The organism is Variovorax paradoxus (assembly GCF_022009635.1).
GTDB lineage: Bacteria > Pseudomonadota > Gammaproteobacteria > Burkholderiales > Burkholderiaceae_C > Variovorax.
In genome coordinates, this window is sequence record NZ_CP091716.1 from 1,416,654 (window position 1) to 1,439,191 (window position 22,538).

General features: G+C 65.1%; 21 protein-coding genes. 8 read left to right on the forward strand and 13 right to left on the reverse strand.

Annotation, left to right across the window (positions count from 1 at the left end; all coding sequences use genetic code 11):
• Positions 1-39 precede the first annotated feature (39 nt).
• Positions 40-978, forward strand: coding sequence for a 2-hydroxyacid dehydrogenase (locus L3V85_RS06675; protein ID WP_237678597.1), 939 nt, complete (start codon positions 40-42; stop codon positions 976-978).
• Between the two features lie 110 nt (positions 979-1,088).
• On the opposite strand, the gene L3V85_RS06680 is transcribed toward L3V85_RS06675, so the two are convergent.
• Positions 1,089-2,531: an amidase gene (locus tag L3V85_RS06680; RefSeq protein WP_237678598.1), complete on the reverse strand. Its 1,443-nt coding sequence runs from the start codon at positions 2,529-2,531 to the stop codon at positions 1,089-1,091.
• 61 nt (positions 2,532-2,592) lie between these two features.
• Here L3V85_RS06680 and L3V85_RS06685 point away from each other — a divergent pair, with 61 nt between their 5' ends.
• The 6 genes from L3V85_RS06685 to L3V85_RS06710 all read left to right on the forward strand — a co-directional run bounded on the left by L3V85_RS06685 (position 2,593) and on the right by L3V85_RS06710 (position 8,581).
• The gene (locus L3V85_RS06685; protein ID WP_237678599.1) at positions 2,593-3,579 is read left to right on the forward strand and encodes a LysR substrate-binding domain-containing protein; all 987 of its coding nucleotides are present in this window, start codon (positions 2,593-2,595) and stop codon (positions 3,577-3,579) included.
• Positions 3,580-3,754: 175 nt separating this feature from the next.
• Complete coding sequence (locus L3V85_RS06690) at positions 3,755-5,227, forward strand: aspartate ammonia-lyase (protein ID WP_237678600.1); 1,473 nt, start codon at positions 3,755-3,757, stop codon at positions 5,225-5,227.
• Between the two features lie 153 nt (positions 5,228-5,380).
• Positions 5,381-6,277, forward strand: a complete 897-nt coding sequence (locus tag L3V85_RS06695; protein ID WP_237678601.1) for a transporter substrate-binding domain-containing protein — start codon at positions 5,381-5,383, stop codon at positions 6,275-6,277.
• Between the two features lie 98 nt (positions 6,278-6,375).
• Positions 6,376-7,134, forward strand: a complete 759-nt coding sequence (locus L3V85_RS06700; RefSeq protein WP_414080190.1) for an amino acid ABC transporter permease — start codon at positions 6,376-6,378, stop codon at positions 7,132-7,134.
• Between the two features lies 1 nt (position 7,135).
• On the forward strand, positions 7,136-7,804 hold the full coding sequence (locus tag L3V85_RS06705) for an amino acid ABC transporter permease (RefSeq protein ID WP_237678602.1): 669 nt from the start codon (positions 7,136-7,138) through the stop codon (positions 7,802-7,804).
• A gap of 39 nt (positions 7,805-7,843) precedes the next feature.
• A complete protein-coding gene (locus L3V85_RS06710; protein WP_237680509.1) occupies positions 7,844-8,581 on the forward strand; it encodes an amino acid ABC transporter ATP-binding protein in 738 nt (245 codons plus the stop codon).
• 53 nt (positions 8,582-8,634) lie between these two features.
• Here the strand turns inward: L3V85_RS06710 and L3V85_RS06715 are convergent, their stop codons facing one another.
• The 4 genes from L3V85_RS06715 to L3V85_RS06730 all read right to left on the reverse strand — a co-directional run bounded on the left by L3V85_RS06715 (position 8,635) and on the right by L3V85_RS06730 (position 12,151).
• Positions 8,635-9,690, reverse strand: coding sequence for an alpha/beta hydrolase family protein (locus L3V85_RS06715; RefSeq protein WP_237678603.1), 1,056 nt, complete (start codon positions 9,688-9,690; stop codon positions 8,635-8,637).
• Positions 9,691-9,795: 105 nt separating this feature from the next.
• Entirely contained in the window at positions 9,796-10,773 is a 978-nt protein-coding gene (locus L3V85_RS06720) for a nucleoside hydrolase (protein WP_237678604.1), read from the reverse strand.
• Positions 10,774-10,842: 69 nt separating this feature from the next.
• Complete coding sequence (locus L3V85_RS06725) at positions 10,843-11,670, reverse strand: dienelactone hydrolase family protein (RefSeq protein ID WP_237678605.1); 828 nt, start codon at positions 11,668-11,670, stop codon at positions 10,843-10,845.
• Between the two features lie 19 nt (positions 11,671-11,689).
• Positions 11,690-12,151, reverse strand: coding sequence for a tautomerase family protein (locus tag L3V85_RS06730; protein ID WP_237678606.1), 462 nt, complete (start codon positions 12,149-12,151; stop codon positions 11,690-11,692).
• Between the two features lie 80 nt (positions 12,152-12,231).
• Here L3V85_RS06730 and L3V85_RS06735 point away from each other — a divergent pair, with 80 nt between their 5' ends.
• Entirely contained in the window at positions 12,232-13,197 is a 966-nt protein-coding gene (locus L3V85_RS06735; protein ID WP_237678607.1) for a GlxA family transcriptional regulator, read from the forward strand.
• A 30-nt stretch (positions 13,198-13,227) separates the two neighbouring features.
• Here L3V85_RS06735 and L3V85_RS06740 read toward each other — a convergent pair whose 3' ends face one another.
• The 8 genes from L3V85_RS06740 to L3V85_RS06770 form a co-directional block, all read right to left on the reverse strand.
• A complete protein-coding gene (locus L3V85_RS06740; protein ID WP_237678608.1) occupies positions 13,228-14,265 on the reverse strand; it encodes a DctP family TRAP transporter solute-binding subunit in 1,038 nt (345 codons plus the stop codon).
• A gap of 94 nt (positions 14,266-14,359) precedes the next feature.
• Positions 14,360-15,658 carry a TRAP transporter large permease gene (locus tag L3V85_RS06745; RefSeq protein ID WP_237678609.1) on the reverse strand — a complete coding sequence of 433 codons (1,299 nt, stop codon included), beginning with the start codon at positions 15,656-15,658 and terminating at the stop codon, positions 14,360-14,362.
• Positions 15,655-16,254 carry a TRAP transporter small permease gene (locus L3V85_RS06750; protein WP_237678610.1) on the reverse strand — a complete coding sequence of 200 codons (600 nt, stop codon included), beginning with the start codon at positions 16,252-16,254 and terminating at the stop codon, positions 15,655-15,657. Before L3V85_RS06750 ends, L3V85_RS06745 begins: the two co-directional genes overlap by 4 nt.
• Before the next feature lie 352 nt (positions 16,255-16,606).
• Positions 16,607-16,861: a hypothetical protein gene (locus L3V85_RS06755; RefSeq protein ID WP_237678611.1), complete on the reverse strand. Its 255-nt coding sequence runs from the start codon at positions 16,859-16,861 to the stop codon at positions 16,607-16,609.
• A 16-nt stretch (positions 16,862-16,877) separates the two neighbouring features.
• Entirely contained in the window at positions 16,878-18,905 is a 2,028-nt protein-coding gene (locus L3V85_RS06760) for a hypothetical protein (protein WP_237678612.1), read from the reverse strand.
• A gap of 366 nt (positions 18,906-19,271) precedes the next feature.
• Positions 19,272-19,397, reverse strand: a complete 126-nt coding sequence (locus L3V85_RS37525) for a YHYH domain-containing protein (protein ID WP_295174051.1) — start codon at positions 19,395-19,397, stop codon at positions 19,272-19,274.
• A 1,079-nt stretch (positions 19,398-20,476) separates the two neighbouring features.
• Complete coding sequence (locus L3V85_RS06765; protein WP_237678613.1) at positions 20,477-21,448, reverse strand: NAD(P)H-dependent flavin oxidoreductase; 972 nt, start codon at positions 21,446-21,448, stop codon at positions 20,477-20,479.
• A gap of 14 nt (positions 21,449-21,462) precedes the next feature.
• Positions 21,463-22,395, reverse strand: a complete 933-nt coding sequence (locus tag L3V85_RS06770) for an electron transfer flavoprotein subunit alpha/FixB family protein (RefSeq protein ID WP_237678614.1) — start codon at positions 22,393-22,395, stop codon at positions 21,463-21,465.
• Between the last annotated feature and the right edge of the window lie 143 nt (positions 22,396-22,538).

Consider the following 22,538-nt stretch of genomic DNA (forward strand, 5'->3'; position numbering starts at 1 on the left):
GATCATCCATTTCTTTTTATCGATCCCAGGAGTTCAGACGTGTCGACCAAGATTCCCCTGCTGGTGCTCAGCAGCCTCTCGAGCGCCCACCAGGCCCAGATCGGCGAGGTCTACGACATGACCTACGCCTTCGGCGCGGCCCAGCGAGCGGCCGCCATCGCCGAGCACGGCAAGAAGTTCCGCGCGGTGCTGACCATCGGCGTCATCGGCATCACGCCCGAGGAGATCGCGGCCATGCCCGCGGTGGAACTGATCTGCTGCATGGGCGCGGGCTACGAAGGCGTGCCGCTCGAAGTCACGCGCGCGCGCGGCATCGTGACGGCCAACGGCGCGGGCACCAACGACGACTGCGTGGCCGACCACGCCTTCGGCCTGCTGATCGGCATCGTGCGCGAGTTCCGCAAGCTCGACCGTCTGTGCCGAGAGGGCGTCTGGCGCGAAGCCATTCCGCAGCCGCCGAACGTGTCGGGCAAGAAGCTGGGCATCCTGGGGATGGGCACCATCGGGCAGAAGATCGCCAAGCGCGCCGCGGCCTTCGACATGGAGGTCGGCTATCACAACCGCAAGCCGAAGGAAGGCGTGGCGCAGCGCTACTTCGGCGACCTGAAGTCGCTGGCCGCGTGGGCCGACTTCCTCGTGCTGGCCGCGCCGGGCGGACCGGCGACGAAGCACCTGGTCAACGCCGAAGTGCTCGATGCGCTGGGGCCGCAGGGCTACCTGGTGAGCATCGGGCGCGGCAGCGTGGTCGACACCGATGCACTGGCTGCCGCGCTGCGCGAGAACCGCATCGCCGCTGCGGGGCTCGACGTGTACGAGAGCGAGCCGAAGCGGCCGGAGCAATTGATTGGCCTGGACAACGTGCTGCTCACGCCGCACATGGCGGGATGGTCGCCGGAGGCGACGCAGAAGTCGGTCGATCATTTCCTGGCGAATGCCGAAGGGCACTTCGCGGGGCGAGGCGTGCTGACCCCGATCTGATGTCTTTGCTCCTTCCCCCTTCTGGGGGAAGGTCGGGATGGGGGCGGGCAGGGCGCCTGCAATGAGCGCCGCTTGCCCCCACCCCAGCCCTCCCCCGGAAGGGGAGGGAGTCAGGCCAATACCGAGGGGCGGTGCGCGGCCCAGCCGCAGGCCAGGTCATACGCATGCCCCAGCCGCAGCACATCGAAGTCCGAATGAATCGGCCCCGCGAGCTGCACCCCCATCGGCAAGCCGCCTTCCCCGAACCCCGCGCGCACATTCAGCGTCGGCAGCCCCGCCAGCGTGAACGGCGTGACGATCTCCATCCAGCGGTGGTACGTGTCGCTCTTCACGCCGGCTACCTCGGCCGGCCAGTGCAGTTCGGCATCGAAGGGGAACACCTGTGCCGTCGGCGCCAGCACGAAGTCGAAGCGCTCGAACAGCTTGAGAAACGCGCGGTACACGTTGGAGCGGTAGTGCGATGCCTGGTAGAGCGAAGCGGCGTCGAGGTGCCGGCTCTGCTCGATTTCCCATTGCGCCTCGGGCTTGAGCTGCGCAAAGAGCTTCGGGTCGCTCAGGTAGGCGCCCAGCTTGCCGCCCACCAGCAGTTGCCGCAGCCGCAGCCAGGCGCTCCAGTTGTGTTCGCGCGGCACATCCAGCGTGCAGGGCTCCACCTCGCAGCCGATGTCGCGGAAGGTGCCGAGCGCCTTTTCGCCGAGTTCGCGCACGCCGGGCGCCAGCGGCAGGTCGGGCCAGATGCTGCCGAGCCAGCCGATGCGCAGGCCCTTGCCGTCGCCATCGAGCCGCAGTTCGTCGGGCGAGGGCAGGGCGTGCGGCGACGACAGCGGCACGCGGGTGTCGAAGCCCGACTGCACCGCCAGCAGGCGCGCCGCGTCTTCCACGGTGCGCGCCATCGGGCCTTCGCTGCCCAGCTGCTGGAAGAACAGCTCCTGCTCGGGGTCGCCGGGCACGCGTCCGCGCGAGGGCCGCATGCCGATCACGTTGTTGAAGGCGGCCGGGTTGCGCAGCGAGCCCATCATGTCGCTGCCGTCGGCCACGGGCACCATGCCCAGGGCCAGTGCTACGGCCGCGCCGCCGCTGCTGCCGCCCGCGCTGCGCTCGGGCGCGTAGGCGTTGCGCGTGATGCCGAACACCGGGTTGTAGGTGTGCGAGCCGAGCCCGAATTCAGGCGTGTTGGTCTTGCCGATGACGATGGCGCCGGCGGCCCTGGCGCGGGCCACGTGCAGGCTGTCGGTGCGCGCCGACGAGCGCGGCGACAGCGGCGAGCCCATCGAGGTCGGCAACCCGGCGGCATGGCTCAGGTCCTTCACCGCGAGCGGAAAGCCGTGCATCCAGCCGCGCCGTTCGCCGCGTGCCAGCTCGGCGTCGCGCTCGTCGGCTTCGGCCAGCAGCTGCACCGGATCGCGCGGCGAGACGATGGCGTTGAACCGAGGATTCAGCGCCTCGATGCGCGCCAGCGAGGCGGCCATCACTTCGCGGCAGGACACATCGCGCGCGGCGATGCGGCGGGAGAGTTCGGTGGCGCTGAGGTCGAGCAGTTCGGTCGAAGGCATGACGGGTGCGGGAAAAGGAGGGGGCGCCCAGTATGGCGCGGCGCTCGCATAATCGCCGCGTATGGAAACTAAGTGGCTAGAAGACTTCATCAGCCTTGCGGAAACGCGCAGCTTCAGCCGCTCGGCCCAGTTGAGGCATGTAACCCAGCCGGCGTTCTCGCGCCGCATCCAGGCGCTCGAAGGCTGGGCCGGCACCGACCTGGTGGACCGCAGTTCATACCCGACGCGCCTCACGCCCGCCGGCCAGACGCTCTACAGCCAGGCCATCGAAATGCTGCAGTCGCTGCAGAGCACGCGCGCCATGCTGCGCGGCCACTCGGCCGCGGGGCAGGACGTGATCGAGTTCGCGGTGCCGCACACGCTGGCCTTCACCTTCTTCCCGGCCTGGGTCACGACGCTGCGCGAGCACTTCGGCCCCATGAAGAGCCGGCTGATCGCGCTCAACGTGCATGACGCCGTGCTGCGGCTGGTCGAAGGCAGCTGCGACCTGCTGATCGCCTATCACCACCCCTCGCAGCCGCTGCAGCTCGATGCCAACAAGTACGAGATGGTCAGCCTCGGCGAAGAAACCGTCGCCCCCTGGGTCAAGGCCGACGCCGACGGCGCGCCGCGCTACCGGCTGCCGGGCCGCCCGGGCCAGCCGCTGCCTTACCTGGGCTATGCGCCGGGCGCCTACCTGGGCCGGGTGGTCGACCAGCTGCTGAAGGAGTCGGGCACCGCCATCCACCTCGACCGCGTCTATGAAACCGACATGGCCGAGGGCCTGAAGGTGATGGCGCTCGAGGGCCACGGCATCGCCTTCCTGCCGCAGAGCGCGGTGCGCAAGGAGATCAAGGCGCGCAAGCTGGTGAGCGCGCTGCCGCCCGAGATCGACAGCCTGGAGGCGACGATGGAAATCCGCGCCTACCGCGAGCGGCCGACCGCGCCCGCGCCGGTCAAGGGCGCTTCCGGCCGCGCCGCCAAGGCGCCGTCTCCCGACAGCCTGCAGCCCAAGGGCACGGCCGACGCGCTGTGGTCGTACCTGGTCGGCACCCAGCCGCCGCGCTGACAGCGTTTTTGTGCACCGCACAATCTATAAATGACGCGCATGACCCTCCCCGCAAACGGCATTGGCACGGCAGGGCGGGGGCCACTACAGTCGCGGCAGTTTTTTAACGCCGCTGTCACAAGCAACCTTCCCGGCACGCGCCAAACGCGTGCTTTTTTTTAGCCGAGGAACCTGTATGAGCGCCAATTTCAGGACCGAACACGACTTCCTCGGCGAAAAGCAGATCCCGGCCGCCGCCTACTGGGGCGTGCACACGGCGCGGGCCGTCGAGAACTTCGCCATCTCCGGCACCCGCATCTCGGCCATGCCCGACCTGGTTCGCGCGCTGGCCTACGTGAAGAAGGCCGCCACCCGCGCCAATGCCGACCTCGGCGCCATCGACCGCGACCGCGCCGCCGCCATCATCCTGGCCTGCGAAGACCTCATCGACGGCAAGCTGCTCGACGAGTTCGTGGTCGACGTCATCCAGGGCGGCGCCGGCACCTCGACCAACATGAACGCCAACGAGGTCATCTGCAACCTCGCGCTGGAAAAGCTGGGCCACGAGAAGGCGCGCTACGACGTGCTGCACCCGAACGACCACGTCAACGCCTCGCAGAGCACCAACGACGTGTATCCCACGGCGGTGCGCCTGGCGCTGTGGTTCGCCATTGCCCGGCTGCTCGAGGCCATGGCCTCGCTGCGCCGCGCCTTCGAGGCCAAGGCGCTCGAATTCAAGGACATCCTCAAGATCGGCCGCACCCAGTTGCAGGACGCGGTGCCCATGACGCTGGGCCAGGAGTTCCTGACCTACGCCATCATGATCGGGGAAGACGAGGAGCGGCTGGGCGAGGCGCGCGCCCTCATCGAGGAAATCAACCTCGGCGCCACCGCCATCGGCACCGGCATCAACGCGCCGCACGGCTATGCCAACCTGGCGTGCCAGTACCTGGCCGAGCAGACCGGCGTGCCGCTCAAGCAGGCCGCCAACCTCATCGAGGCCACGCAGGACACGGGCGCCTTCGTGCAGCTGTCGGGCGTGCTCAAGCGCGTGGCCACCAAGCTCAGCAAGACCTGCAACGACCTGCGCCTGCTCTCCAGCGGCCCGCAGGCCGGCTTCGGCGAGATCCGGCTGCCGGCGCGGCAGGCGGGCTCGTCGATCATGCCGGGCAAGGTCAACCCGGTGATCCCGGAAGTCATGAACCAGGTGGCGTTCGAGGTCATCGGCAACGACATCACCGTGACCATGGCCTCGGAAGCCGGCCAGCTGCAGCTCAACGCCTTCGAGCCGATCATGGGCTGGAGCCTGTTCAAGAGCATCCAGCACCTGAGCCGCGCCTGCAACACCTTGCAGAAGAACTGCGTCGAGGGCATCGAGGCCAACCGCGAGTTCCTTGCCAAGCGGGTGCGCGAGTCGGTGACGCTGGTCACGGCGCTCAATCCGCTCATCGGCTACGAGAAAGCCGCCCTCATCGCCAAGACCGCGCTGGCCACCGGCGGGCCGATCGACCTGGTGGCCGAATCGCTCGGCATCATGACCCGCGCCGAAATGGAAGCGCTGCTCGTGCCGGAACATCTGACACAACCTGTAAGATTGTCTACCCCCGTTTCCCCCGCGGCCGTGCCGGCAGGCATGGAGGCTGCTAATCAATTGCCTTCGGCGCCATGACGGGTTCCATGCACCAAACGGGCGCCCGCTCCTGCGCGAAACTGCAAAGTTCAGTGCGCCGTGCACCGGGGTGGTTACCGATGCGCCCGACAACAGTGTGTGTCTAGAATTTCGATGTATTTCTTTCTGTTCAATTTCCCAAGGAGTTTTTCGATGAAGAAGCAATTGCTCGCGCTGGCAGTGACGGCGTTCGTGGCGACCGGCGCGTTCGCGCAGGCCACCGATACCCTGGCCAAGATCAAGGAGCGCGGTGCCGTCAATCTGGGCGTGCGCGATTCCTCCGGCCTGGCCTACACGCTGGGCGGTGGCAAGTACGTCGGCTTCCACACCGAAATGGCTGAGCGCATCATCGATGACCTGAGCAAGGACGTCGGCAAGCCGCTGAAGATCGACTACCAGGTCATCACCTCGCAAAACCGCGTGCCGCTGGTGCAGAACGGCACCATCGACTTCGAGTGCGGTTCCACCACCAACAACACGGCCCGCCAGAAGGACGTCGACTTCGCCTACACCACCTACGTGGAAGAAGTCCGCATCCTCACCAAGGCCAATTCCGGCATCAACGGCATCGCCGACCTGAAGGGCAAGGTCGTGGCGACCACCACCGGCACCACGTCGGTCCAGACGCTGCGCAAGAACAAGCGCGCCGAAGGCCTGGATTTCAAGGAAGTCATGGGCAAGGACCACGCAGACAGCTTCCTGCTGCTCGAGTCCGGCCGCGCCGACGCCTTCGTGATGGACGGTTCCATCCTGGCTGCCAACGCCGCCAAGTCGAAGAACCCCAAGGACTTCAAGATGGTCGGCGAAGTGCTGTCGGTCGAGCCCATCGCCTGCATGCTGCCCAAGGGCGACGCCAAGCTGAAGAAGGCCATCGACGACAGCATCGTGCGCCAGATCAAGGACGGTTCGCTGGCCAAGCTGTACGACAAGTGGTTCACCCAGCCGATCCCCCCGAACAACGTCAACCTGAACATGCCGGTGTCGGAAGGTACCAAGGCCGCCTGGGCCAACCCGAACGACAAGCCCATGGAAGCCTACGCGCCCAAGTAAAGCGGCGTCAGACTTGAAGAGCCAAGCCCGCGCGGCACCTTGCCGACGCGGGCTTTTCGATGTAATGGGCGCGGGCCCTGACCCGCGAAGGAGGATGGATGCTGAACCTGGACATGTCGGTCTTTTGCCAGGACACGCTCACCAATGAGGTGGTCGCCAGTTGCTTCGCGCACGGGGCGGACCAAACCTATCTGCAATGGATGCTGAATGCCTGGGGCTGGACCGTGAGCGTGGCGCTCACGGCCCTGCTCGTGGCGCTGGTCGTGGGCTCGATCATCGGTACGTTGCGCACGCTGCCGGACAGTCCCTGGCTGGTGCGGTTCGGCAACGCGTGGGTGGAGCTGTTCCGCAACGTCCCCTTGCTGGTCCAGGTGTTCATCTGGTACTTCGTGTTGCCCAAGATGATCCCGGCGATGCGCGATCTGCCGCCGTTCGTGCTGGTGGTCTGCGCGCTGGGCTTCTTCACCTCGGCGCGGATCGCCGAGCAGTTGCGCTCGGGCATTCAGGCGCTGCCGCGCGGCCAGCGCTACGCGGGCATGGCCGTGGGCTTCACGACGCCGCAGTACTACCGCTTCGTGCTCCTGCCCATGGCGTACCGGATCATCATGCCGCCGCTGACCAGCGAGTCGATGAACATCTTCAAGAACTCGTCGGTGGCCTTCGCGGTGTCGATCCCCGAACTCACGCAGTTCTACCTGCAAGCCGGTGAAGAGACCTCGGCCCAGATCCCGATCTACATCGGCGTCGTCATCCTCTATGTCATCAGTGCCATGCTGATCAACCGCATCATGACCTTCATCGAGCGCAAGGTGCGCGTGCCGGGCTTCGTCGCTGCCGGCGGCACGGGAGGCCACTGAGATGATGAATCTCGACTTTTCCTTCTACAACTGGAGCCTGGTCAGCACGTATGTGCTGAAGGGCTTCTATTTCAGCGTCATCCTGACGGTCGTGGCCACCCTGGGCGGCATCTTCTTCGGCACCTTGCTGGCGCTCATGCGCCTGTCGGGCAAGAAGTGGCTGGACTTTCCCGCCGCGGCCTACGTCAACGGCATGCGCTCCGTGCCGCTGGTGATGGTGATCCTGGGCTTTTTCCTGCTGGTGCCCTTCGTGATCGGCCATCCCATCGGGGCGGAAACCTCGGCCGTCATCACCTTCATCTGCTTCGAGGCGGCCTACTTCTCCGAGATCATGCGCGCCGGCATCCAGTCGATCCCGCGCGGGCAGGTCTTCGCCGGCCAGGCCGTGGGCATGACCTACAGCCAGAACATGAAGCTGGTCATCCTGCCCCAGGCCTTCCGGAACATGCTGCCGGTTCTGCTCACGCAGACCATCATCCTGTTCCAGGACACCTCGCTGGTCTACGCCATCGGCGCCTACGACATGCTCAAGGGCTTCGAGACCGCTGGCAAGAACTTCGGCCGTCCGGAAGAGGCCTACCTGCTGGCCGCCGTCGTCTATTTCGTCTTGTGTTACGCCCTTTCCTGGCTGGTGAAGCGCCTGCACAAGAAAATCGCCATCATTCGCTGACCGAGTGGCTGAACCGGAGAGAAAGAAATGTCCGAAAAAATGATCGAAATCAAGAACGTATCCAAGTGGTACGGCCCGGTGCAGGTGCTCAACGACTGCTCCGTCAACATCTCCAAGGGCGACGTGGTCGTGGTCTGCGGTCCCTCGGGTTCCGGCAAGTCCACGCTCATCAAGACCGTGAACGCGCTGGAGCCTTTCCAGAAGGGCGAGATCACCGTCAACGGCATTCCGCTGCACGACCCCAAGACCAACCTGCCCAAGCTGCGCTCCAAGGTCGGCATGGTGTTCCAGCACTTCGAGCTGTTCCCGCACCTGTCGGTGACCGAGAACCTCACGATCGCGCAGATCAAGGTGCTGGGCCGCTCGGCCGACGAAGCCAAGACCCGCGGCCTGAAGATGCTCGACCGCGTGGGCCTGATGGCGCACAAGGACAAGTTCCCGGGCCAGCTGTCGGGCGGCCAGCAGCAGCGCGTGGCGATTGCCCGCGCGCTGTCGATGGACCCGATCGTCATGCTGTTCGACGAACCCACCTCGGCGCTCGACCCCGAAATGGTGGGCGAAGTGCTCGACGTGATGGTGAGCCTGGCCAAGGAAGGCATGACCATGATGGTGGTCACGCACGAAATGGCCTTCGCCCGCAAGGTTGCCAGCCGCGTGATCTTCATCGACGTGGGCGGCCGCATCCTGGAAGACTGCCCGAAGGACGAATTCTTCGGCCATCCCGAAAACCGCCAGCCGCGCACCAAGGACTTCCTCAACAAGATCCTGCAGCACTGATCGCCGGTGCAGGCAGGCAAAAGGGCCACGCTGCATGCAGCGCGGCCCTTTTTTCATGGGCCGGGCGCGGCCAGTGCCTTGTCGAAGAACGCCGGAATCTCCTGCCCCAGCCGTACCAGCAGCGCCTTGCGGTCGAAGCCCGGCGGATCGTCCCGGATGTCGCCGTCGTCGCTCGGGATCGAGGTGGCCGGCGTGTCCATGAACGCGAAGTGCCAGGCGTTGGGAATGCGCTCGAGTTCCGCCGTGGGCATGTTCTGCGCCACCCATTCGGCATGGAAGCGCGGAACGAGGAAGCGGTCCTGCTGCGCTTCGTAGATGCGCGTGGGCACGCGGATCGCGGCAAGCGACGCCGCGGTGAAGGGCTGGCCCGCCGGCGCCATCGCCACGACCGCGCGCACGCGCGGGTCGCGCAGCGAAGGCAGCAGCGATGCGGCCGGCGCCGATGCAGGGGCTGCCGCGGTGCTGCCCGTTGATCGCGCATTGCGGCCGGCGTTGCAGAAGATCGGGTCGGCCGCGCCTTCGCTCTCGCAGTGCCTGCCGATGCGCGACAAGTCGGCCTGAGCGCCCGCCACCGCCAGCACCGTGTAGCCGCCGGCCGAGTGGCCGACCGCGCCCACGCGGAAGCCTTCCGCGTCGCGGGCGATCCGGTCCTTCCACTGCGGGTCTTGCAGCAACGCGTCGATCACGCGCGAAATCTGCCGGGGCCGTTCGGTGAAATAAGCCTTGGCGCCCTGCTGCATCAACGAGTGCTCCTGCCAGTTGTCGCCGGGGTGGCGCAACGCCGCGACCAGGTAGCCGCCCCGCGCGAGCGCCTCGGCGATGCTGGTGTGGCCCAGCTCGGTGCCGCCGATGCCGTGGCTCAGCACGATCAGCCCCTTGAACTTGTCATCCGGCGGCGCCTGGATGGCGGCCCGCACGGTGAAGGGGCCCATCGGAATACTGCGTGCCGGCGCCTGCGTCGGGTAGTAGAGCGCGACGACAGTGGGCGGGGCGTCCGGCGTGGCGCCCGGAATGTTCAGCTGCCGCCAGCCGGCGTCCGCGGCCATGATCTGGAACGACAGCAGCAAGCCCGAGGCAAGCAGCAGGGTCTGGCGGAAAGCGGTGCGCATCGCGAATCTCCTCGGCGGGTTTGTGTGGAGCGCGCATGGTTGCCGCGTTGCGGCGCCGCTTCCACGGGATTGCGATGAAGTGCGCGAAACGCGGCGCCAGGCGACTCAGGGCAGCCGTGCGATGTGCTCCGTCAGCAAGTCGAAGAACCCCTGCGCATCCCCGTCGACGATCCAGTTCACGTTGGCCGGCCGGTGCAGGCTGCCGTACCAGTCGGCCGCCGTCTGCCCGAAGCCCATGCCCTCGCGGCTGTCGATCTCGACGTGGATGTGCCGGCCCCTGAAAAGCGAAGGCTGCAGCAGGTAGGCCGTGACGGTAGCGTCGTGCACCGGGCCGCCGGGCATGTCGTAGTGCTTCATTTCCTGTGGCGCATAGGCGTCGAGGATGTCCGCGACGATCGCGCCGGCACGGTTGCCGAGGTTGCGCAGCCGTGCGATGCGCTCGTCGCTCGTGAGGATCTTGTGCGTCACGTCCAGCGGCAGCATGGTGATCGGCACGCCGCTCGCGAGCACCGCCTCGGCCGCGTGCGGATCGGCGAACACGTTGAACTCCGCCGTCGGCGTGATGTTGCCGCCGTTGAAATGCGCGCCCGCCATCAGCACCAGTTCGCGCAGGCCGCGCACGATGTCGGGCGCCTGCTCGAGCGCCAGCGCAAGATTGGTCTGCGGTCCGAGCATGGCGAGCGTCACGCTCTTCTCCGGCGCGCCGCGCAGGGTGCGCACGAGGTAGTCGACCGCATGGCCTTCCGCCAGCGGCGCAGCGGGCTCGTACACATCGACGCCCGTGAGGCCTTCGCGCCCGTGGATGTTGGCCGCGTAGATCGGCGTGCGCTTCAGGGGCCGCTGCGCACCCGCGTAGACCGGAATCTCGGGTCGCCCGGCCCACTCGCACGCCAGCCGCGCATTGCGCGAAGTCTTGGCCAGCGGCACGTTGCCGGCCACGGTGGTCAGCGCCTGGATGTTCAGCCGCTCGGGCGCGGCCATCGCGAAGAGCAGCGCGATCACGTCGTCCGCGCCGGGGTCCGTGTCGATGATGAGCGTGTGAAGGTCGCTGTCTGCGGTGTCTGCTGGATTCGGCGGTGGCATGAGAAAGGCTCCTGGCGGGCGCGAACGGCGCGCCCCTGCGGCGCCAGTCTGCCAGAGCGCCGGCGCCGCTCAGCCGCGCAGCAGCCGCTTGGCGAAGAACGCCAGGATCTCGTCGCGCGCGGCCAGTGTCGGCTGGCCCGCCTCGTCGATCAGGTGCGCAGTCACCACGCTGTGCGGGCTCGCCACCACCTGCGCGAAGAAGGGTGGGGTGTTCTTGTTGGCCGCGCTGTCCGGCAGCACGCGGGCCACGAAGCGTTCGCCCAGCGCTTCGGAAAAGGCGGCGAAGCGTTGCGCCCTGCAATGCTTGTCGCCCTCGAAGCGGTAGGCCATGACCGTCAGGTCTTCGCGCTCCAGCCGCTCGCGCACGGCGGTCAGTTCGTCGGGCGCCATGTTCATCGCGGCGGGGTTGTCCATCGGCAGCGAAGGCTGGCACACCACCGGCGCGAGCATCGCGGGTTCCAGCATCATCGAAAGCGCGAAGTTGCCGGTGAAGCACATGCCGATCGCGCCCACGCCGGGGCCGCCGCACTCGTCATGCGCGAGCCGTGCGAGCGCGCGAAGCCACTGCGTGACCGGGCTCGATTCGTTGGCCGCGAAGGCGCGGAACTCGGCGCTCACGCAGGCGCGCTTGAACACGGCCACGCCTTCCTCCGCGCCGGGCACGGCGCCGTCGCGCCCGAACAGCGAGGGCATGTAGACGGTGAAGCCCGCGTCACGCACCCAGCGTGCGAAGCGCGCCACGTGCGGGCTGATGCCAGGCATCTCGGTCATCACGATCACGGCCGGGCCTTCGCCGAGCACGTAGACCTTCTTCTCGATGCCGTCGAGCGTGATCTGGCGCGCGGTGAAGTCGTCGAGCGGGTCGTCTTCGGTCAGGGGGCGGGTCGTTGTCGTCATGCGTGTCTCCTTGTGTCGTTCATGCGGGGCTGCGCGCCAGGTGCTGCAGATGGGCATAGCCCGCGCTGCGCGCGAAGTCGGGCAGCGTCCATATCTCGCCGCTCACGCCCCATGCGCCATCGGGCACTTCGTCGAGCACCACCGAGGTCATGAGGCGCCGCCGGTCGTTCGCCGGCATGGCTTCGGCAAAGGCGGCATGCATGCGCGCGGCATAGAGGCTGCGCGATGCATCGTCGAGCACGCCGGCCGGCAGCAGCACCCGCGCCATGCAGGGCAGGTACTGCGCGGTGGCGTCGGCGCCGCCGCAGGTCCAGCCGCCGGCCATGACCTCGTCGACCAGCACCCAGCACATGAAAAGCGCACGGGGCTCGTCCGGCATCTGCTCGACGGCCGCGGCCGCTTCGTTGATCTTGCGAACCAGCGTGGCGCGGCTCTCGCCGGGAAAGGCGCCTTGGGGAATCTTCACGAGGATGTTGGGCATGCTTGTATTGGGCCCGTCGCGCCGCCAGAATGGCAGTGTCCAATTTGACTGTTTAGAGGCTGAATCAGACAGCCACTGAAATGCACGACTTCACGATCCTGGTGCTGCCCGGCGCCTTCAACTCCAGCGTCGCGGTCACGCTCGACATCCTCGGCGCCGCGCAGGCATTGGCTCCGCGTGCCGGCGTGGCGCCGCCGCGCTGGCGGCTGTGCTCGGTGCAGGGTGGCCCGGTGCCGTTGCAAGCCGGCATGACCATCGACACCGCGCGCCTGCCCATACGGCCGCGCGACGACCGCTCGACATGGGTGGTGCCGGGGCTCGGCCTCAACACACCGGGCGACATCCGCCGCTGCCTCGAAAGCGACGACGCGGCCAAGGCAGTCGCTGGCCTGGTGCGGCACGCAAAGGCTGGCGGGCAGGTCGCGGCCTCGTGCTCCGCCGTGTTCCTGCTGAACGCGGCCGGGCTGCTTCAGGACAGGCGCGCGACCACCTCGTGGTGGTATGCGCCGCTGCTCGCCCGCATGGCGCCCGGCTGCACCGTCGATGCCGACCGCATGGTGTGCGCCGACGGCCCGGTGGTCACGGCAGGCGCCGCGTTCGCGCAGACCGACTTGATGCTGCACCTGCTGCGCGAGCGTTGCGGCAGTGCGCTCACCGACCTGGTCTCGCGCATGCTGCTGATCGACGGGCGCCAGGCACAGGCGCCGTTCGTGGTGCCGGAGCTGCTGGCCAACGGCAACGACCTGGTGGCGAAGCTGGCCGCGCGCGTCGAGTCGGCATTGCCCGACGCGCCTGCCGTCAGCGTGCTGGCGCGCGAGTTCTGCATGTCGGAGCGCACGCTGTCACGCCACATCCACAAGGCCACCGGCAAGAGCACGCAGGCGCTGGTGCAGAGCGTGCGCCTGCGCCGCGCCCGCGCGCTGCTCGAAACCAGCCGCATGACCGTCGAGCAGGTGGCCGGCGCGGTGGGCTACCAGGACGCCACGGCGCTGCGGCGTCTGATGAAGAAGGTGGCGGGGGCGAATCCGAGCCGCTATCGCGGTTGATGGCGATGCGGGACCGGCGCGCCCTGGCGCTTACTTCTTGCGCGCAGCAATCGCCTGCTCGGCCTTTGCCACCAGGTCGGTGCCCACGGTCGACTTCCACTTGTCGTACACAGGCCGCGTCGCCTTCACGAACTCTTCACGCTCCGCCGGCGTGAGGCTGGTCACGGTCACGCCCATGCCGGCGATGTCTTTCAGCACGGGCTTGTCGGTTTCCACCAGACCCTTGCGCGCGAGAACGATCTCTTCCTTGCCGGCGTCGATGGCGGCCTGCCGCACGATGGCCTGGTCGGCCGGGGTCCACGAGGCCCAGATTTCCTTGTTCACCACGAACACCAGCGGGTCGGCCACGTAGCCCCAGGTGGTCACGAACTTCTGGCCCACGGTCTGCATCTTGAGCACCGTGAACAGGAAGAGGGGGTTCTCCTGGCCGTCGACCGCGCCGCTGGCCAGGGCCGGCTGTGCGTCGGCCCAGCTCATCTGCGTGGGGTTGGCGCCGAGCGCGGTGAACATGTCGGAGTAGATGGGCGAGCCGACCACGCGGATCTTCATGCCCTTGATGTCGGCCGGCGACTTGATGGGCTTCTTGGAGTTGGTGATTTCGCGAAAGCCGTTCTCGCCCCATGCGAGCGGCACCACGCCGGCCTTTTCAAGCGTCTTGAACATCTCCTTGCCCACTTCGCCCTGCGTCAGCGCGTCGATGGCGGCGTAGTCGGGCATCAGGAAGGGCATGGAGAACAGGTTGAGCTGCTTGACCTGCGGCGACCAGTTGATGGTGGAGCCGACGGCCATGTCGATGACGCCCTGGCGCAGCGCGCTGAACTCGCGCGTCTGGTCGCCCTGGATGAGCGAGACGCCGGGGTAGAGCTTGATGTTGATGCGGCCCTGGGTGCGCTCCTTGACCATGTCGGCCCAGATCTTCCCGGCCTGGCCCCAGGGCGTGGGCGGGCCGAGCACAAGGGACATCTTGTATTCGGGCTTGTAGGCGGCCTGCGCCATCGCGCCGGTCGAGAACATGCCGAGGGCGGTGGCTGCTGCGGCAAGTCCGAGCAGGGTGCGGCGGAATTTCATGAGAGCTCTCCTTATTGTTCGAAACACTTACTGGGACCGAAAACTCTTTGTTCAGGGCGCGTGCACAGGCCGCCGGGTACTCCCCCTTCGCGAATCAGTACCCCAGCTTGCGAGGCAACCACAAGGCCAGTTCCGGGAAGATGATGACCAGCACCATCACCACGAACATCGAGAACAGCATCCAGCCCACCCAGCGCACCGTCTCTTCCATGCGCACCTTCGCGATGCGGCACGACACCATCAAATTGACCGCGAGCGGCGGCGTGAACTGGCCCAGCGCCACCTTCAGCGTGAGGATCACGCCGAACCACACCGGGTCCCACTTGTAGTACTGCACGATCGGCAACAGCAGCGGCACGAAGATCAGGAAAATCGACACGCCGTCCAGGAACATGCCCACGGTGATCAGCAGCAGGATCAGCAGCGCCAGGATGCCGTACTCGCCCAGGCCCGAATTCACGATGGCGCGCGTCACCGGGTCGATCACGCCCAGCGTCGACAGCGAGTACGCGAAGATGCCCGCGAGCGACACCACCAGCAGAATCACCGCCGACAGCTCGCCCGACTCGCGCAAGATCACGAACAGGTCGCGCACCTTGATGGTCCGGTGAACGAACATGCCCACGAACAGGCCGTAGAACACCGCCACCACCGCCGCTTCGGTCGGCGTGAACCAGCCCGCGCGCATGCCGCCCAAGATGAGCACCGGCGCCGCCAGCCCCCAGGTCGCTTCGCGAAAGCTCTTCCAGAAAGGCGGGCGCGGCAGCGTCGCCTCGAGCGCGCCCATCTTGTGCTTGCGGGCCAGCAGCACCGCCGGAATCATCAGCGCCAGGCCGGCCAGCACGCCCGGCACCATGCCCGCCGCGAACAGCGCCGGCACCGATGCGCCGGGCACCAGCACCGAGTAAACGATGAACGCGACCGAGGGCGGAATCAGGATGTCTGTGGCTGCCGCCGCGCCCACCACGCTGGCCGAGAATGCCGCCGGGTAGCCCGCGCGCGACATGGCCGCGATCATCACCGCGCCCACGGCCGCCGCGTTGGCCGGGCCCGAGCCCGAGATGCCGCCGAGGAACATGGCCACGGCAATGGCTACCAGCGGCAGCATGCCGGGGCCGCGCCCCACGATGGCAATCGCAAAGTTCACCAGCCGCAGCGCCACGCCGGAGCGGTCGAAGATGGAGCCCACCAGCACGAACATCGGAATGGCCAGCAGCGGATATTTGCCCAGGCCCGCATAGAAGTTCTGCGGCACGGCCAGCAGGCCGAACCATTGGGCGTCGCTGTTGGCCAGCGCGATGCAGGCGGCGCCCGCAAGGCCCAGCGCGGCGCCGATGGGCACGCCCACCAGCATCATCACGACGAAGGCGAGGAAGAGCAGGGTGGCGATCACGAAGCGTCGCCCTTGCTCTTTTTCTTCGTCTTCCTTTCGGAGCCGTCGGTGCCGTAGTTGGTCTTGCGCCCGCGCCTGACCATGAGGCCTATGGCACGCAGCGCGATGGCGAAGGACACGATCGGCAGCCAGATCGAATACCACCACGCCGGCAGTCCGATGCCCGGCGTGGTCTCTTCGAAGCGATAGTCGTCCCACACCATGCGGATGCTGAGCGCGCCGATCAGCGTGAACAGAATGGCGATGGTCAGCGCGCCGAACTGCGCGAGCCGCTTGCGCCGGGCCATGGAGCCGCTTTCGGAGAAGTACTCGATGCGGATGTGCCGGTCGCGCGCCACGGCGGCCGAGCCGGCCACCAGCGCCAGCATGATCATGAGGAACACCGAGAACTCTTCGGTCCACGCGAAGGACGAGTCGGTGAAGTAGCGCACCAGCACGTTGGCAAAGGTGATGAGCGCCAGCGCGCCCATGATGATGACGGTGAGCCAGTCCTCGATGGCTAATGGCACCTTGGTGGGTTCGTCGGCTGCTTCGATGTCGGGGGGGATGGGGCTGGCGGCGTCCAGCGTGGGGCCGGACTCGGGTGGAGTTGTCATCGCAGGAAGGTCAGTGAGGCCAAAAGCCATGTCACCGGGCGGACGCCAGGACGCGTTCCGTACACCTCGACAGGGAAACAGCCGCCCATGCTAGGTGGTCGATGACCACTCATGTATCGGGGGTTTCCTTAGCTGCTGGGGCTTGTGGAGCGGCTTTCAGGGCGTGTGCACAGGCCGCCGGGTACTCCCCTCCGCGAATGTCCCCCGCCCTTCGGGCTCCTCCTTTATTTCGCTGCGGGGAGCACCCGACGCCCTGCGCACGATGAGCGCGGCTGTGAGGTTGGCGGTTCGACCGCTGCGGCGGATTGCCAGCGAAACCCGAAGAAGATCCGCAATCTGCGCGCGGCGATGGTCAAGTGCGATAGCTCTCGTACTCTTCCAAGAAGAGCCGAGCGGCTTCATCGATGAATTGCGTGCGGCGCTTGCGCAAATCTGCGAGCTTCATGGCGACGCTCTTATAGATCACCTTGTGCGCTTGGTTCTTGATCGCTTCGCCGTCGAATTCATCCAACTCGGCAGCCTCTTCGTCGATGACAGAACCCACCAATCTCAGAAGGTCCTCTTTTGTGATCCGATCGACGGCGACGTACGAACCGTCCGCGGCCAAGAAATACCCATGGTTGTCAGCGATCCTTAATAGCTTCATACGCCTCCATTCGCTTCTCGTAAGTTTGCACACCAGCCTCAAGCGAGTCCAACAGCGTTTCATAGCTTGCAATGGCTTGTCCGTCCATCGACCTCATGGTCTTGTCCGTTGGATGGCCTGAGAAGATTTGGTATCGAGCTTCACCGTTCTCAATGATCTTGGTCGTAAATAGCAGGTAGTCAGCGCCGATCGATGCACCGACAGTGCTGTTGTGAGTGACAACTACCACTGGCATCGTCTCGGAGATGCTCTTCAGGATTTGGTTGACTTCACTTTTAAGAAAGAGGTTGTCAAACGAAGACTCGGGCTCGTCGATCAACAGCAAGTCGTAGTTGCGGGCATCAGAGATCTCGTGCAGGAGTCTGAACTCCGAGCGTTCTCCTCCTGAAACCGCGTACCCATCCTTGTTGAGGATGCGACAACTCACCTTAGCGAAAAGTTTGTAGTAATCCGCAGGAGCGACATCTTCGTTTACCTTGAGTTCGCCAAGGTAAGCATAGGGACTCTTGTATTTTTTGAAGGCGTCGCCGAACGCTGCTCGGGTTCGGTTGACCGTTTTTATTTCCCCAGCCCCCGAGAAGGGCTCGCACCGGACTTCGATCTTGAAGCCCTGTAGGGTGTCTTCAGATACGACCTTGTTCTTGCGGATCGATTCGACGATTTCGGTGAATCGCGCCACCTTCCTTTTGTCCAGCGATACGCTGTACAGATCTACATCCAGCACTTGAGGGGCAGATGTATGGAAGCTGAGTCCTTGCTTGATGTCCCTGACGAGTTCGTTAACTAATTTCTTCCGAGTTTCTCCTGTGCTTTGCGCGCGAAAAAGTTCGATCAATTCGCGCGCTAGACTTTTGAGGGCCGCTCGCTCCACGTGCTTCTCAATGATCGGTCGGTGCTCGATGTTTTCGATGAGATGCTGAATGGAGCGGATCAGCTTTTCAAGGTTCTCAGGATTTTCGACGGAGAACTCCACCTCATCGAACAACGTGGCATTGGAAAACGCATCGCGCTTGTCCGTCTCCTCCGCGGCCCGTAAGAGCGTCGTGACGTATTCGGAGACGCGACGGTCATTTGCCTCCAAATCAATCGTGACAACACCGTCAAGGACTCGCTTCAGACCCGCGAGATACTGGTCCAGCACGATGCTGCGTCTTCGCTCGACGCTGGTTGTGAATTCGCGTTCATCGTTGTCCGAATCGTGCTGAACAAGTTGAAACTGCTTGATGTACTTAATGTTCCGAACCTCGTTCGAGATGCGATCGAGCGTATAGCTCTTCCCTGTGGACCGGGCACCGATCACCACGTTCAGACCAGTAGAGAGTTGCTGGCCGTCGTCGAATACCTGCCAGAGCTTGTTTCCGTAGCGCTCTGACAGCGCGACTTTCGCCTTATCCTTCAGGCAAGCCTTCAGTGCCTCAAGCGTCACGTCACCGCAGTCAACAAAGGTTTGCCGCGTCGGCAGTGATGTGAAGTCAGCAGCCATGCGTGAGTCGCTGAAGAGAACTGGGGTCGGCTTAGCTGGATCTTTGACATTGCGGACGAACTTCTTCGCGCTATCTACCTCCCCAGCGCTGATATAGGGCCTCAGCTTATCCAGCGTTTCGCCAGTAATCGCAGGTCGCTTGTCGTAGTGAGGGATGATGAGGTAGTTGGCTAAGTCTCCGAAGATGGCGATCAGTTCATCGACAGAGATGCTGTCCCCCAGCTTGGTGATGTGGCCAGACACCTCAGCAGTCTTCGTCTTAAAGTCGTCGATATCCGTCGGCCTCGCGATCACGAGGACATGTGCGGCGTCGACGTTGATTTCGATGCCAGGGAAAACGACGATAGGCACAGCATCTTTGATGAGCTGGAACTGCTCTGCGTCGAAGATGTCATGGTTGGTGACTGCCACCGCATCGAGCTTCGCGTCAGCAACGTACCTCTTGAAGGTATCGATGCTGAACTCGAAACTCCGATCACTGATCGTCTTGACGGTATGAATGTGCAGATCGATTTTCTTCAAGGCACGGCCCTATTGTGGGGAGGCAGACGAAGTGTGCGGCAATGATCCCAGCAAACAGAGTGGCTGAGAGTGATCAGGACATAGGAGTACGCCGACACCATACGAAGTGGCCAGCCCCCATCTCTTGTTCGGCGGCCGCGGAATCACACTACCGCAAGGTCCAAACCCAACTACTGCGATCCCTGTTGTCGCGACGGTCCTCCTGCTGGGAGCCTTCTCAATCCGCGACGTGTCCGTACACGATCACGCATCAGACATTCGCAGATAAATCTGACAGACCGCTCTTTGCGAAGCAGGTGAGGGCTGGCAAAGTCAGGTCGCTGATCGAGTGTTGCGACGAACTGGCTTGGAGTTATTTGGGGCTCGCTAGTGGCAATGAGAGCCCCCATTTTTGTGGTCACGATGACAGCCGTTCTTGTCAGTACCTCCCGAGTGCGCAAGTGCTCCACAGCTAAAGCAAAGCGCAGCGATCAGTATTGCAACCTTCTTCATGATGTCTCCTCGTTCCAACGAGCGCTGTAGTGTGTACCTCCACTTCTTTTGCCGGGCAGGGGTTTACGAGCGTTCTCCCATGAACATGGGATAAGCGCGAGGCCTCGTGCATCGAATGTGACGATGAGTGGTTGCTAGGGCCGTGAATTGAAAGTCCAATTCAGACCGGTTGCCGACGCTCAGTGCGTCTAGGCGAATTGGCACTGCCGCTGCAAAGCGGATGCTGGCATCGTCTGCCGATGATCAGCATGGAGCGCGTAGCTGACGCCGAGGCCCCCCAACGAGCAACTCAACCAAACTGAATTTCCTCCATCACGAAGACTTCAGCTATCGCCAGAAGACCTGTTCTCCAGGCGGCCCGCGAAACCCGCAGACCAGCCGTTAGCTGCTGGTCTCAGGCGCTCCGCGCCGCGTCTTCTCGCTCATCTGAAACAGTTGCCCCGCCTTGCGAGCAAGTTCAGCCGCAAGCCAAAGCAGGTTGTCCAATCGTCGAGGCCCATCCCCGCTGCACCAATCGATGTCTTCCCCGTGGCAAACCCACAGTAGAGCTTCGAGCTGAGAGAGGGTGTTTTCGAGAAGATCCGCTGGGTCTTGGGCGTTGTCTTCGGAAGCTACCGGCGTGCGAGGCCGGGCTATAGTCGTGGTAGCCATTTTTGTGCGGTCCTTTAGAGGTGTTGCACGAACTTGGTTAGACGGTCGGGGTGCTGAGAACACCTCGGCCGTCGCCTTTTGATACCTCGCATCCGCATCGCTGCTTTCGCACCGACGACCTGCCGCGAGGCAAGCAGCCTTCAAACATCTGAGTAGTGGTGGGGGTGTCGCGCCTTTCTTCTCCCCTTGGTGGGGTGTTGAGTGACAGGGGCATTCACTCTAGAGAAGAACCCGGCGAAGTAGCCGGCTCATGCGGCACGAAGTCTTGATAACCGCCAACAAATGCCGCTTCCACAGCGGCACTGAACGCTCACGCTGGCGGGGTGCCTTGCGCAGCGAAATAAAGGGGGAGCCCGAAGGGCGGAGGACATTCGCGGAGCAAGGTACCCCGTCGGCGTGAGCGCCCCCCGGACGCAATCCAAAAAGCGTCAGTCCATCCAGGCCCGCGCCCGATCCAGATGCTCCCGGCACTCGCGCACCATGCGCTCCAGCAGCTCGGCGCAGGTAGGAATGTCATCGATCAGCCCGATGCACTGCCCCGCCGACACCACCCCATTCTGCACCTCGCCAGACTCCAGCGCCGCGCGTCCGCGCGCACCGGCCACCAGCGGCCGCACTTCCTCGAACTCGCAGCCGCCGGGCCGGTTCTCGGTGGCCACCACCTCTTCGGAGATCGCGTTGCGGAACACGCGCGCGGTGTTGCGCATGGTGCGGAACATCAGCTTCGTGTCGCGCTCGGTCGCATCGACCAGCGCCTGCTTGATGTTGTCGTGAATCGGCGCTTCCTTGGTCACGCAGAAGCGCGTGCCCATGTTGATGCCCTCGGCGCCCAGCGCCAGCGCCGCGGCCATGCCGCGCCCGTCGGCGATGCCGCCCGACGCGATGATCGGAATGCGCAGCTTGCGCGCCGCGATGGGCAGCAGCACCAGGCCGGGCACGTCGTCTTCGCCGGGATGGCCCGCGCACTCGAAGCCGTCGACCGACACCGCGTCGACGCCATTGCGCTCCGCCGACAGCGCATGGCGCACCGAGGTGCACTTGTGCACGATCTTCACGTCGTGGCGCTTCAGCGCCTCGATGAAGTCCTTGGGGCTGTTGCCGGCGGTCTCCACGATCTTCACGCCGCTGTCGATGATGGCCTGCACGTACTCGGCATACGGCGGCGGCTTCACCGCGGGCAGGATCGTGAGGTTCACGCCGAAGGGCTTGTCGGTGAGCGTGCGCGTGCGCGCGATCTCGTTGCGCAGGTCGTCGGGCGTGGGCTGCGTGAGCGCGGTCACGATGCCCAGGCCGCCGGCGTTCGACACGGCCGCGGCCAGCTCGGCGCGGCCCACCCATTGCATGCCGCCCTGGATGATGGGGTAGCGGATGCCGAGCAGTTCGGTGATGCGGGTCTTCATCTTGCGGCGGCCTCTTACAGCGCCTTCACCAGTTCCGGCACGGCCGTGAACAGGTCGGCCACCAGGCCGTAGTCGGCCACCGAGAAGATCGGCGCCTCTTCGTCCTTGTTGATCGCGACGATGACCTTCGAGTCCTTCATGCCGGCCAAGTGCTGAATGGCGCCCGAGATACCCGCGGCGATGTACAGCTGCGGCGCGACGATCTTGCCCGTCTGGCCCACTTGCCAGTCGTTGGGGGCGTAGCCTGCGTCGACGGCTGCGCGGCTGGCGCCCAGGCCGGCGTTCAGCTTGTCGGCCAGCGGCGTCATCACTTCGGTGAACTTCTCGGCGCTGCCCAGAGCACGGCCACCGGAGACGATGATCTTGGCGGCGGTCAGCTCGGGGCGGTCGCTCTTGGTGACTTCACGGCCCACGAAACTGCTCTTGCCGCTGTCGGCCACGCCTTCGGCGCTCTCGATGGCTGCGCTGCCACCGGTGGCGGCCGCGGCGTCGAAGCCGGTCGTGCGCACGGTGATCACCTTGGTGGCGTCGCTGCTCTGCACGGTGGCAATCGCGTTGCCGGCATAGATCGGGCGCTCGAACGTATCCGGGCTGTCCACCTTGGTGATGTCGCTGATCTGGGCCACGTCGAGCTTGGCGGCCACGCGGGGCGCCACGTTCTTGCCGTTGGCGGTCGAGGGGAACAGGATGTGGCTGTAGTTGCCGGCAATCGCCAGCACTTGCGCTGCGACGTTCTCGGCGAGGTTCTCCGCCAAGCTGGCGCTGTCGGCGGCGATGACCTTGGTCACGCCGGCGATCTGGGCTGCGGCCTTGGCCGCTTCTGCTGCATTGGCGCCTGCCACCAGCACGTGCACTTCACCACCGCAAGCCAGCGCGGCGGTCACGGTGTTCAGGGTTGCCGGCTTGATGCTGGCGTGGTCGTGTTCGGCAATAACAAGTGCGGTCATTTCATTTCTCCTGTGCGGCAACTTGCGGCACGCGATTCAACGAGACTTTTCGGGGAACACCGCGGAACCGGCTTTGCCGGGCCGCTGGTGTTGCCCCCGGTAGGGGGGTGGCGTAGCGACACGAAGTGCGCGAAGCCTGGGGG

Bases quoted from the DNA above. Each gene is read 5' to 3' on its own strand.
- L3V85_RS06730 (WP_237678606.1), bottom strand. From the start codon at position 12,151: ATGCCCAACATCCTCGTGAAGATTCCCCAAGGCGCCTTTCCCGGCGAG.
- L3V85_RS06740 (WP_237678608.1), bottom strand. From the start codon at position 14,265: ATGAAATTCCGCCGCACCCTGCTCGGACTTGCCGCAGCAGCCACCGCC.
- L3V85_RS06720 (WP_237678604.1), bottom strand. From the start codon at position 10,773: ATGCCACCGCCGAATCCAGCAGACACCGCAGACAGCGACCTTCACACG.
- L3V85_RS06690 (WP_237678600.1), top strand. From the start codon at position 3,755: ATGAGCGCCAATTTCAGGACCGAACACGACTTCCTCGGCGAAAAGCAG.
- L3V85_RS06705 (WP_237678602.1), top strand. From the start codon at position 7,136: ATGATGAATCTCGACTTTTCCTTCTACAACTGGAGCCTGGTCAGCACG.
- L3V85_RS06725 (WP_237678605.1), bottom strand. From the start codon at position 11,670: ATGACGACAACGACCCGCCCCCTGACCGAAGACGACCCGCTCGACGAC.
- L3V85_RS06695 (WP_237678601.1), top strand. From the start codon at position 5,381: ATGAAGAAGCAATTGCTCGCGCTGGCAGTGACGGCGTTCGTGGCGACC.
- L3V85_RS06715 (WP_237678603.1), bottom strand. From the start codon at position 9,690: ATGCGCACCGCTTTCCGCCAGACCCTGCTGCTTGCCTCGGGCTTGCTG.
- L3V85_RS06700 (WP_414080190.1), top strand. From the start codon at position 6,376: ATGCTGAACCTGGACATGTCGGTCTTTTGCCAGGACACGCTCACCAAT.
- L3V85_RS06710 (WP_237680509.1), top strand. From the start codon at position 7,844: ATGATCGAAATCAAGAACGTATCCAAGTGGTACGGCCCGGTGCAGGTG.
- L3V85_RS06680 (WP_237678598.1), bottom strand. From the start codon at position 2,531: ATGCCTTCGACCGAACTGCTCGACCTCAGCGCCACCGAACTCTCCCGC.
- L3V85_RS06735 (WP_237678607.1), top strand. From the start codon at position 12,232: ATGCACGACTTCACGATCCTGGTGCTGCCCGGCGCCTTCAACTCCAGC.
- L3V85_RS06765 (WP_237678613.1), bottom strand. From the start codon at position 21,448: ATGAAGACCCGCATCACCGAACTGCTCGGCATCCGCTACCCCATCATC.
- L3V85_RS06750 (WP_237678610.1), bottom strand. From the start codon at position 16,254: ATGACAACTCCACCCGAGTCCGGCCCCACGCTGGACGCCGCCAGCCCC.
- L3V85_RS06685 (WP_237678599.1), top strand. From the start codon at position 2,593: ATGGAAACTAAGTGGCTAGAAGACTTCATCAGCCTTGCGGAAACGCGC.
- L3V85_RS37525 (WP_295174051.1), bottom strand. From the start codon at position 19,397: ATGAAGAAGGTTGCAATACTGATCGCTGCGCTTTGCTTTAGCTGTGGA.
- L3V85_RS06770 (WP_237678614.1), bottom strand. From the start codon at position 22,395: ATGACCGCACTTGTTATTGCCGAACACGACCACGCCAGCATCAAGCCG.